Genomic DNA, 12,069 nt, shown 5'->3' with positions numbered 1-12,069 from the left:
TGGTAGACATGATTGGCCCGTCTTATCGAATATTAGATACAAAAGAATGGATGGAAAATAGTCAGGTTTAGTGGCTCAGTTTTTAATTAATAAATGGCTCAATTTTTACTTGCGAAATACAAGGTAAACTATACCCTTTAATTAACATGAGTATAACCTCTCTTTTATAATAAGAACTCTATTATTTCAGTTTCTAAGTTCCTTAACAGTTAATTCTCATCTAATACTTTTAATATCTTTATACCATTTTTATCCATTCCTTATTAGAATATTTCAACCAAAAAAAATTAAAAACTGTCCTTTAATTTTTGACTCAATTGGTTATGTTTACTTAATATATGCTCAATTGAAAGGACACCAAAATTAGAAGAGATTTTATTATTTACTAATAAACATTCATCATAAATTAAACTAATATTCAAATATTTCTTAGGTTCAATTTTGCTTTCCTTTAATAAGTTCGCTAAATTATGATATAGACTATGCATCGGGGCATCCACAGATCTTTCAATAGCAAACTGACCTGCGTATTGACTCCACCATACTTGAAATGCTGTGTAAACTTCATCATACATTTTTAAGCTATCTACACTAGAAATGAACAATTTTTTATAAAAGACGTACTTTTCATGATGAAATATATGTAAATCATTTCCCCCGTCATCACAAATCCTTTGTGAAACTTCATTCCAAAGTTTTTTAAATTCAAAGTCAAAATCATCTTTAAAGGAGATACTAGTGGATAAGTATGGATACTTTAAATGCCTCCCCCTATGATTTTGGTTGAGATAAATATTTTGCAAATAAATTAAAAAGTTTAAGGAATTAGTTGCATTTAAAATTATGTTTAATGATGAATCCATTAAATAACCCCCTCTATGTTTCCAGTATGTAAAACACTTATGGACTATATTAAATTAGTTTCAACAAAAAAGAACAATTACCTTTTTTTAGTAATCGTTCTACTCAATCATAAAGAATCAGCCCATATCCAAATGATAAATTAATTGAACAACGCCAGAAGAAAATTTTCTTGTAGCAACCATTTTTAGATTAACTCTCTGTTTTAAATCAATAAATAAGGGTTTTCCTTCTCCCAAAATAACTGGATGAATAGATAATCTAAACTCATCAACAAGCCCTAAATTAATAAAAGTTGTAATAAGGCTTGACCCGCCATATAGCCAGATATCTTTACCTGGTTTATTCTTCAATTTATTTACTTCTTCAAGTAAATTATCATTAATAAATATTGCTTTATTGTCAGTCATTTTTTTCGTTCTGGAAAATACATACTTTTCTTTACTATGAACTAATTCCCACATTTCTTTATCAGAATCACTTTCATTTGCTGGTGTAAATTGCCCCCATATATCATAGCTTTTTCGTCCATAAAATATCGTATCAATCTGGTTTAAGAAATCAATAAACCCCATCTCCGAGTCCATAACGCACCAATCAACTTCCCCATTTTTCCCTTCAATAAAACCATCTAAGGTTACCGCCAAATCTAAAATTACTCTTCTTTTTCTTACATTAATGGACATATATACTCCCCCTTTATGATAAATAAACATATTTCTCTAAATTTCCCATTGCCCTTATTATTAGCTACTATAAATTTAAAGTAAATTTCATAGGTAATTGTTCATAATTCTTCCTGCTATACCCCTTTATACTTTCATGTAGGTACTTACTACCTTTAGCAGCTCTTGAATGTCTACACCAGATACCCTTAAATTTATAGTAATCAAAAAGTACTATCAAAATATTATAAAATAACAATAAAAATTACCATAATTGATTTATTCTTGTAGCAATTACAAAAACTTATTTGATATTATATTAATATTCTGTTTTATAAGTAGGAGGGTTAACTGTGAAGAATTCTATAAGATGGCGCATAATAGCTATTGTTTTAGTTATTATTGTTTTAGGCCTAGGTACATTGTCTACAATAAGTTCCGTTTTAATTACTTCAAAAACGAAGGATAGCTTGGTGGAACAAAGTGAAGTAGTTGTAAATGGACTTTCCTCAACTATCACAACTTTTCTATCAACATATGAGAAAAGTATTTTAAAATTAGCTTCATCTCCAGATGTATTGAACTTTTATTCAAACTCTACTGAATATAATGATGCAGCTGACCGTATATACCGTTCGGATTTAACAAACTACTTATCTATTTACGATGCAGCTTCTGGCATTTACTTTTCAGATGGAGAATACACAATAATGGAGCCCCATTTTGATGGTCTAGAAGAATTAGATATGAAATCTCGTCCTTGGTATACGAACGCAATTCAAAATCCAGATCAATTCGTTTGGTCGTCCCCATACATAGATAGCGTTACCGGTGAGTACGCCATAACAGGTTCTGTTGCTGTGAAGAATGGCAATGAAATCATTGGTGTCTTGGGCGTAGACATTTTATTGTCACAGCTTATGGACATGATTTCTTCTACTGAATTAGGTTACCAAGGCTATCCATTAATTTTAGATAATACTGGTGTTGCAATTGCTCACCCTACTAAAATCGGAGAAGACTTAAGCTCAGAAGAATTTGTTCAAACTATCCAAGCAGATAGTGAAAAATCAAATAGTCTAGATGCAATAATTGATGACCAAGAATCTGTAGCAGTTTATAACAAAATACCAGAAGTTGGCTGGACTGTGGCCGCAGTTTATAAAGAGAATAATTTACAAGCTATGGCAAATAGCCTTCAAAATGTAATTATCATTGTTGCGATTGCAATAATAATTGTCACTTTTGTTGTTTTATATCTCTTCATTACTCGTACTATAAAACCAATTAATAAACTTGGTGTGTTAATGGAGGAAGTTTCAAAAGGTGATTTATCTGTAAATATTGAAGTAAAGTCTAAAGATGAGATTGGTGTGCTCTCACAACACTTTAATCACATGATAGAAAATATGAAAAATATTATTAAAGTTGTTCAAGAATCATCTAACCATGTAGAAGAACGTTCTCATCATTTAAGTGCCCTTGCAGAAGAAACTAGCGCTTCTAGTGTAGAAGTTTCAAAAGCTGTAAACGACATTGCAATTGGTGCTACCACATCATCTGAAAACGCAGACCTTGTTACAGAAACTACTGGACAATTAGGCGAAAAAATTAACGGTATGAAGGGGCAAACAAACTCCCTGCATGATATCGCAACTGAGGCAGATCAGTTAAACATTGAGGGTCATGAAAAAATGAAAAATCTTCTTGGTTCATTTGATCATTCAAAGTTGGAATTAATGAATATGGCCAATGCAATTAAAGGCTTAGAAAATAAAGTAAATGCTATTGGTACTGTTATGAATACAATTTCTGAAATTTCAGCTCAAACTAACTTACTTGCTCTTAATGCTAGTATTGAGGCTGCCCGCGCAGGTGAACTAGGTAAAGGTTTTGCAGTTGTTGCAGATGAAGTACGAAAACTTGCAGAACAATCTGCAACTGCGACAGAACAAGTAAAAACAACTATTCAGGAATTACAATCTGAGTCTCAACAAGTTACACATCAAATGACTGAAATGCAAAACACATTCAATAAACAAGGAGTAGTTGTAGAAGATACTAGTTCCTTATTTAAAAGCCTTTCTAATCTTATTGAAAATATGGAAGGAACCTTTAAAAATGTAATTTCTGAAATCGAAGGAATTATAAGCTACAAAGATCAAGTAGTTCATACAATCGAAGAAATGTCACTTACTGCCCAATCTACCGCAGCTGCGTGTGAGGAAGTAAGTGCGTCAAGTGATGAACAACTTACTGCAATCCAGTCTGTTGCAGAAGCTTCCGAGCAGTTAAATAATTTAAGTACAGAACTGGCAGATGCAATAAGTAAATTTAAATTAAAATAATCTATAATATCTTATAAAGCACTTTCAACAAAAAATTGAAAGTGCTTTTACTTATATATGTTCTTTGATGAATATGCCGTTCCCAGCAAATTAAAATCGTCTACCCGCTTTCCCTTTAAACGAATAGACGATTTTACAATTATAAAAAGAATCCACCTACTACTAAACCCGCTATAATGACAAACGCAGGGTGTATTTTTATTTTTTCAAGTGCAATATAACTGCATACTACAATGAGTACTGTTGCTATTAACCCTATCGCATTATAGGATGTATTAATGAAATCAAACATCATATCTGCCAATAAAATAGCGATAGCCGGCAATACAAAACTAGATAAACGCTTTACTCTCGGTGAGTTGCGATAGCGGAATAAAATATTTAATAATATAAGCATTAATATTAACGATGGACCAACCGTTGCAAATAAAGCAATAATTGCTCCTGGTATACCCGCCACCTCATAACCAATAAAACCGGCCATCTTTGTTGCAATCGGCCCTGGCAGTGCATTTCCAAGCGCTAATACTTCACTAAATTCTGCAGTTGTCATCCAACCGTACTTATCCACAACCTCATGCTCAATTAATGGAATCGAAGACGGTCCTCCTCCATACCCGAGTATCCCCGGATAAAAGAAAGCCAGGAAAATATGAAGATAAATCATTTTTGCTCATCATCCTCCTGCTTCTTAATTGGAAGACCTAAAGCAAGCAACAATAAAACACCAATAATAATTCCTGGATGCATCCTTAGTAAAATCATACAAATAAACGACGCAACAAAAATAATTGTACCAATTTTCCAACCTAGTGTTTTTTTAGCTTTCTTTAAGAAATCCCATGTAAGAACCCCAAGCATAACGGCTACAATTGGCACTACCCCTTTTGTCATTCCTTTTACGAAATCAAAATCTTTAAATTGTTTTAATGATGCTAGTAAAATTATCATTAGTAAAACTGTTGGCAATATGGTTGCGATTAAAGCATTAACTAGACCTACCCATCCTCCAACTCGATATCCAATATATCCTGCCATTTTAGTGGCGATTGGTCCAGGCAGCGTATTCCCTATTGACAGGACATCCGAAAACTCTTCATCTGTCATCATTTTAAAGGTTTCAACAACTTCCTTATGCACTAGCGGAATAGTAGAGGGACCACCGCCAAAACCAAGTATTCCCGAACGAAAGAAGGCGATGAAAATGTCTTTTTGCTTTGCCATAAATTCCTTCTCCTCAAACGGTACCAACATTTTTTTAGTAACCAATTGCCATTCCATCTCCTCTTGGATCTGCTCCACCATATTTCACATTTGTTTTGTGTTCAATGAATATGGCACCTGCATGCCCCATCGTATCCGAAAAAGCATCTAATACTTCCAACTCATGCCCCATACTTTCAAGTTCCATTCGCACCTTTTCCGAAACACGATTTTCCACTTTAAGACTATTCGATGAAGCACCCCATGTACGTCCAAAAAGCCATCTCGGCGCTTCAATCGCTTCCTGTACAGACATTCCATAATCAATAATCCGTGTAACTAGAGCAGCTTGCGTTTGTGGTTGACCTTCACCACCCATTGTTCCATAAACAAGTGCTGGTTTTCCATCCTTTAACAGCATTGCTGGGTTTAACGTATGGAAAGTACGTTTTCTCGGCGCAAGCGCATTAATATGATTTTTGGTTAACGAGAAAAAGCTCCCGCGATTTTGTAAAACAATGCCTGTTCCTTTTGGAATAAAACCTGAACCAAATTCATGATAAACACTTTGAATAAAGGATACTGCATTGCCTTCTTCATCTACAATGCCCAACCAAACTGTATCCCCTTTTGCATCAAGCAATTGTAATTGTTTGGCACTTTCATTATCCTTTATTTTTTCCGCAATGGATAGACCATGTTCATAACTAAGCAGTTCCTTAATTGGAATATTAACAAATGCTGGATCAGTTAAATATTGATCACGATCAATAAAGGCATGCTTAATCGTTTCAACAAGTACATGATAATAAGTTGAAGAACCTTCCTTGATTTGTTTTACATCAATATGATTTAAGATATTTAAAATAGATAATGACGCAATTCCTTGTGTATTTGGCGGTAGATTATAGGCTGTATATTCACGATACGGTACAGAAATTGGCTCAACCCAATCACTTGTATGTTGTTTAAAATCGTCGACTGTCAATAATCCACCGTGCTTTTGCAGATCTTTAACGATTTTTTCCGTAAGCTCACTATTATAAAAATAGTCCGCACCGTTTTCTGCAATAATGGCTAACGTGTTGCCTAAATCTTCTTGTTTCATAATTTCTCCAGCTTTATAAGGCCGCCTCTTATTTAAAAAAACTCTCGAAAATTCTTCAAAGCGCTGAAGGGCACGAAACTCCGTATCACTTTCATCTAGATTCACTTCTGTCCAATACTGTTGACTCGGTGTAACAGGAAACCCTTCCTTTGCATATTGAATCGCCTGTTCTAGCAAACTTGACCAAGGTAAAGAGCTTCCCATTTCTTGTAAACTGTAAGAATATGCTTCCCCCCAACCAGCAACTGCACCTGGTACGGTGTTCGCCGCTAAAGCCCCACGTGAAGGAATTTTTGAAAATCCTTTTGATTTATAAAAATCAATAGTAGCTATCTCACCTGAGCGGCCACTTCCATTTATAGCCTTAAGCTTTTTAGATTTCGCATTATAGATGAGCCAAAAATTATCTCCGCCAATTCCATTCATATGTGGATAGACAACACCAATAGTGGAGGCAGCGGCAATTGCCGCCTCAACGGCATTGCCCCCCCTTTGCAAAATCGTTATTGCAGCCTGTGACGCTAAGTAATGGGGTGTTGTGACCATTCCCCTAGTAGACATAGTCGTTGCTCGGTATTGCATTCCCATTCCCCCTTATTTGGATATTTGGGGAAACGTAATATAATATCCCCCGGTTTAAGTGCTAAGCTATAATTTCAAATTTACACAACACTATTACATATCCCGCTTCTTAATTTTGAAAATTTAGACAATTAAATTTAACAGAGTTTCAACAGTTTAACTGGAGGGCTAAAACTATCAGAACAGGCTTCGATATTTTCATATAAAATTTCAACTAATTGTATGAATCCACTCCAAAATATTGACGTACAAAAGCTAGTAATGAAAGATCTAAGCTTTTATTGGCAATAAATGATAACCCTAAGGCTTTTCCATCCCTTTTAAAAACTGGTACAGTAACTTGAGGCAATCCTGCAAGCCCCGCAATACAGGTTAGCTGCATCGTAATTGCACGAATACCCTCCACTGATTCGGTTGGTGCATTTTTTTCTGGTGCAGCTGAAGCGGTTGTTGGAATCACCAGCAGTCCCTTCTGTGAAAGTAATAAATTAAGCATTTCAGTTACTTCCAGTTGTTTCTTTTTTGCTTCTTCATATTTTGAAATATCAAACTTACTTGCCAGCTCAAAGCGCTCCTTTATCGCTTTAGAAAATACCGGTTTTTCCTCTATAATCCAGTTACCATGAGCTCGCCATGCTTCAACACCTTGAATATATTTAAAAAGTTCCGGCCATTGAGTAAAGTTATTTGTTTTAAAGTCTACCTTCTCACTTGGCAGACTTTTCGTGATCGCATTCAACAATAGCTCCCGATCATCTTGTTGCATCAAATTCCACGAAGTTTCTTCTAAATATATTTGTTGGAAATTAGATAAAGTAGTACTTTGAATTAACACTTCACCTACAGCCTCAAGCACCTCTATGTTCTTCGCCATCCAACCGACAGTATCAAAGCTTGGTGCTAATGGAATGACTCCTTCAGTCGATACAACTCCATGAGTAGGTCTTATACCAAAAAGTCCACAATAAGAGGAAGGAACTCTTACCGAACCACCTGTATCAGTACCTAACGCAAAACTAGCAAAACCATTTGCAACCACTGATGCAGAACCACTGGAAGAACCCCCTGGTATACAGTTTGGAGCAATTGGATTTAGTGGTGTTCCATAATGGATATTTTCACCGTTCAAGCTGTACATCAGTTCATCGGTGTGCGTCATCCCTTTTAAGGTCGCCCCATTTTCTATCAATTGTTCAATAACGGGAGCTGTATTTTCGGATGGCCCATGTGTTTCAAGCCAAGTAGGATTCCCAGCACTGTTTCGATGCCCTGCTACAGCAAATACATCTTTAACAGCAAATGTCATTCCATTTAATTTCCCTTGTTTCTTTGGTTGTAAAGTTAATTCCTTGTTAAAGTAAGCATTATCTTGCATAGCAATTCACCCTCTACTTTTCATTCTATTGTAGAAAAATAAAAATCCCATATCATCGGTATACTTACCAAATGTAATAGAACGTTTTAGTCAACTTGTATAATATTTCAATCTATTCAGTCAACTCTTATATAGACTAAAATTAGTGAGGATATAAAAAATTAATATACAGGAAATCCGAAAATCTTTTCGAACATAGAACCTTTACAGCGAAGATACAAAGTTAAGTCCGACAGAAGCAATGAAAAGAGAAGAGGGACTGCCAAGAAATTATTACTTCCTAGACAATCCCAATGCTTTTTCTTCATTATTGCGGTAAATAATCTGTTGAGAAGATTTCATTTGCATCAAATACTTCTTCAAGCAATCCTAAATCATTTAGTTGTTGAATAAGTGTAGCCCAACGTTCTTCAGTCATATACCCAACACCATTTTCTGCTGCATCCATACCATATACAAAGTCAGCCTGGGATTCTGCTTCAAATTTTAGCGATTCCATTTCAATATCAGGATTATCTTGTTGGATGATTGCATTAATTTCCTCATAGGAGTCTTTATATAAATTCCAGCCTTCAACAAAAGCTTTTGTAAATGCTTTAACTGTTTCGCCATTTTCTTCTAGGTAATCTTTTGTTACGTATAATACAACGTTATATGGATCATACCCTGCATCAGAAATAAGCTTTGTTTCTACTTCAACCCCTTCTAACTCCATGAAGTATGGCTCAGATGTAAGGAATGCTTGTGTAACAGCCTCTTTATCTGGAATAAAGTTCACGTGTTGACCTGTGTAAGCTAATTCTTCTACACCACTTAAGTCATATTGTGTTTTTAAATACTCCCAATATGTGATACCTGGTTGAATATATACTTTTCTACCATTTAACTCATCAAAATCTTCTATGCCATGACCTTTATGGAACATAAATGCTTGAGGGCTTCCTTGCATCGCTGTTGCTACTGCAACTAATTCGATGCCTTCATTACGAGCTACTACGATTTGGTCAGCATGAGCTAGACCAAAATCTGCATTTCCAGATGCAACCATGTTAATAGATGACACTTGTGGTCCACCTGGTTCAATGGTAACATTCAATCCATTTTCTTCGAACAAACCGTTTTCTTGTGCTGCATAAACACCTCCATGCTGCGCTTTTGCAAACCAGTTTAATACTAGCTTTACATCCTTTAACTCTGTTGGTTCATTAGCAGTCTCAGTCTCAGTAGTTGTGTCAGTTTCCGTTTCTGTAGTTTGGCCCCCCGATTCTGAGTCGCCACAGGCAGCTAGTACGATAAGCATCGCCGTTATTAAAAATAGAAAAGATAATCTTTTTAATGCTTTCATTTTGCTTCTCTCCTTATCAATCATTCTTTTATTTAAAATTGTGTTAAGCAAGATGTTGATAGTCTTTTACTATTTTTCAACTTTCATTGCTGATTCGTGCCAAGATTTGAGTATAAGACGCGAAAGAAAGCTTACAAGAAGATAAAAGACAATGCCAAATAAGGCTCCAGTAATTGCACATGCGAATAAATAAGGTGTTTTTAACTGAACAGCCGCAACTGTTATCGAATATCCTAGACCACCTTTTCCTCCACCTATTCCTGCGATATATTCACCTGTAATTGAACCGATGATTGCCAGCGTACAAGATATCTTTAAACCGGACACAATAAAGGGCATTGCAGCTGGAATTCTTAATTTAAACATCGTTTGCCACTTTGACGCGTTATACAATTTAAATAAATCCCCCATATTTTTATCCACCGAATTTAATCCCATTAATGTATTCGATACTATAGGGAAGAATCCAATTAAAAATGAAATAATAACGATGGAGTTAAAGCCAGAGCCAAACCAAATAACTACAATCGGCGCTATTGCAACAACGGGTATTGTTTGTAAAATTACTGCGTAAGGATACAGGCTTATTTCCAGTACTCTTGAACTTGCTAACAGCACAGATATTGCAATTCCAACGATTGCACTAAGTAAAAAGCCAATTACTGATTCAAAAATAGTCACTTGCATTGCAGGCCATAATAAATGCCAGTCTTCAATAGCTGCTTCAACTACATCTGTTGGTTTTGGCAGAATAAAAGGTTTAATATCCAGCAATACCGGAACAAATTGCCATAAAGAAAGGAAAATAATTAGAGCAAAAATTGGACCTAAGTATTTAATGTTAAACTTTATCTTGTCCGCAGTATTTTTTACACCGGTCACTCCCTTAACAACCTCTTCACCTTTCGTAGTCACAGTTTCTACAGACATTTAACCCAGCTCCTTTCGTCCCATACTATGCTCAAGACTTTGAGATGCAATATCTACATACTCTGTAAATTTACTGTTTGTTCTTTCTCGCGGATACGGAAGTTCTACATCAATAAGGTTTGATAATCTACCTGGACGCGCTGACATAACTGCAATTCTAGTTGATAGATAAACAGCCTCGTAAACATTATGGGTTACAAACAAAACCGACATGTTTTCCTTTTCCCATATATTTAATAAATCCATTTGTAATGTTTGCCTTGTCATTTCATCTAACGCGGCAAAAGGTTCATCCATTAAGAGGAGCTTCGGTTTCGCAGCCAATGCACGTGCAATCGAAACACGCATTTTCATTCCACCTGAAAGCTGCCTTGGATATGACTTCAAATGATCTTTTAGCCCAACCATCTCTAATGCTTTAATAGCCGTTTCTTTCCGACTATTTTTATCGGATCCCCTTAACTCAAGTGGCAGCAATACATTATCAAGAACCGTTCTCCATGGAAGTAAATTCGCATCCTGGAAAACAAACGCTACATCATTTGATGTTTTTATCACATCTTTGGGGTTCTTACCGAAGACCTCTATTTTCCCCTTGGTTGCTTCACCCAATCCAGCTACCATTCTTAAGGCAGTTGATTTCCCACAACCAGATGGACCTAGAAAGCTGATAAATTCCCCTTCTTTAACCGACAGATTTAATTGATTTAAAGCGACGGTGCCAGTATTGTAGATTTTATCTACTCCTTGAAATAACACGATTTCATTTTCAATGACTCCCATTTCTTATCACTCCCTTAGAAAAACGTATTCATTTCGTAATATCTAATAAAGAATTAAACTAGCGGACTTTATGTTATATTTTCTAACGTAAGATTATCACTTTTTATAACATATAGCCATTGTATATTTTTCAGAATCATTTGACATTAGATAAGGTTACTAAATTAAAAGTGGGTTTTTGTCTACTTTGACTAAGGAAAAAAGTGTTGATTCAAATAAAAAAGATGACCTAGCATCTTAGCTAAGTCATCTAATGAATTTAAAATAGTTTCCCTTTATAGCACCGTATTTTGGCAATAAACGGTCAGCTTGTCGTTTAACTTTCGATAAACCACCTTCATTTCCGGTTCTTTACTAGCCGCAATTGCTTCCTCAAGTCCAAACCAATTTATATCACTATTTTCATCGGGTTTAATTGTAGTTAATTCATTTTCATCTGCTTCTAGTAAATATGTTACGTTTAAATGAACATGTGTTGCCACATGTTTGCCTTTTTTCACATGGGCTGGAACACCTAATATTTCAATTGAATAAATTTCCTCAGATACAGGTTTTACATTTTTTAGTCCTGTCTCTTCTTTTGCTTCTTTTAAAGCGACATGCAATAAGTTGGCATCCCCATCTGCATGTCCACCTACCCATGACCAAGATTGATAAATATTATGAAACGCCATCAGCACTTTCGTACGGTCACGATTTACAAGCCATGCAGAAGCAGTAAAATGTGCAAATTCATTTTCTCTCGTTAGTAAATTGTCGAAGGTATCCATATAACGTAGTATAATTTCTTGGTCTTTTGCTTCCTGTTCATTAAATGGCGAATATTGTTCAAGTTGTTGTTGTAGGTTCATTTGTATCTCCTTTAAATT

Annotated in this window: 11 protein-coding genes; 1 reads left to right on the top strand and 10 read right to left on the bottom strand. The window is 35.3% G+C overall.

The genetic code is table 11. The features are described 5' to 3' along the window. Window positions 1-287: 287 nt before the first annotated feature. Window positions 288-863 (bottom strand): hypothetical protein, encoded by a 576-nt coding sequence (locus EKG35_RS11985; RefSeq protein ID WP_126294697.1) that lies wholly within the window; start codon window positions 861-863, stop codon window positions 288-290. Between the two features lie 117 nt (window positions 864-980). Beyond that, window positions 981-1,547: a dihydrofolate reductase family protein gene (locus tag EKG35_RS11980; RefSeq protein WP_126294696.1), complete on the bottom strand. Its 567-nt coding sequence runs from the start codon at window positions 1,545-1,547 to the stop codon at window positions 981-983. 332 nt (window positions 1,548-1,879) lie between these two features. Between EKG35_RS11980 and EKG35_RS11975 the strand changes: the two genes are divergently transcribed. Further along, complete coding sequence (locus EKG35_RS11975; protein ID WP_126294695.1) at window positions 1,880-3,874, top strand: methyl-accepting chemotaxis protein; 1,995 nt, start codon at window positions 1,880-1,882, stop codon at window positions 3,872-3,874. A 139-nt stretch (window positions 3,875-4,013) separates the two neighbouring features. Here EKG35_RS11975 and EKG35_RS11970 read toward each other — a convergent pair whose 3' ends face one another. The 8 genes from EKG35_RS11970 to EKG35_RS11935 form a co-directional block, all read right to left on the bottom strand. Next, window positions 4,014-4,541, bottom strand: coding sequence for a chromate transporter (locus tag EKG35_RS11970; RefSeq protein ID WP_126294694.1), 528 nt, complete (start codon window positions 4,539-4,541; stop codon window positions 4,014-4,016). Further along, complete coding sequence (locus tag EKG35_RS11965) at window positions 4,538-5,098, bottom strand: chromate transporter (RefSeq protein WP_126294693.1); 561 nt, start codon at window positions 5,096-5,098, stop codon at window positions 4,538-4,540. The genes EKG35_RS11970 and EKG35_RS11965 overlap by 4 nt, the downstream gene beginning before the upstream one ends. A gap of 34 nt (window positions 5,099-5,132) precedes the next feature. Further along, on the bottom strand, window positions 5,133-6,773 hold the full coding sequence (gene ggt, locus EKG35_RS11960; RefSeq protein WP_126294692.1) for a gamma-glutamyltransferase: 1,641 nt from the start codon (window positions 6,771-6,773) through the stop codon (window positions 5,133-5,135). A 208-nt stretch (window positions 6,774-6,981) separates the two neighbouring features. Further along, complete coding sequence (locus EKG35_RS11955; RefSeq protein WP_126294691.1) at window positions 6,982-8,142, bottom strand: amidase; 1,161 nt, start codon at window positions 8,140-8,142, stop codon at window positions 6,982-6,984. A gap of 307 nt (window positions 8,143-8,449) precedes the next feature. Continuing rightward, window positions 8,450-9,487: an ABC transporter substrate-binding protein gene (locus EKG35_RS11950; RefSeq protein WP_126294690.1), complete on the bottom strand. Its 1,038-nt coding sequence runs from the start codon at window positions 9,485-9,487 to the stop codon at window positions 8,450-8,452. 69 nt (window positions 9,488-9,556) lie between these two features. Next, entirely contained in the window at window positions 9,557-10,417 is an 861-nt protein-coding gene (locus EKG35_RS11945) for an ABC transporter permease (protein ID WP_126294689.1), read from the bottom strand. Continuing rightward, on the bottom strand, window positions 10,418-11,200 hold the full coding sequence (locus tag EKG35_RS11940; protein ID WP_126294688.1) for an ABC transporter ATP-binding protein: 783 nt from the start codon (window positions 11,198-11,200) through the stop codon (window positions 10,418-10,420). It lies immediately after the preceding gene. Window positions 11,201-11,475: 275 nt separating this feature from the next. Then, on the bottom strand, window positions 11,476-12,051 hold the full coding sequence (locus EKG35_RS11935; RefSeq protein ID WP_126294687.1) for an NUDIX hydrolase: 576 nt from the start codon (window positions 12,049-12,051) through the stop codon (window positions 11,476-11,478). Window positions 12,052-12,069 lie beyond the last annotated feature (18 nt).

This window comes from Lysinibacillus telephonicus, from assembly GCF_003966145.1.
Taxonomy (GTDB): domain Bacteria; phylum Bacillota; class Bacilli; order Bacillales_A; family Planococcaceae; genus Ureibacillus; species Ureibacillus telephonicus.
This window is presented reverse-complemented; position numbering and strand designations above follow the sequence as displayed.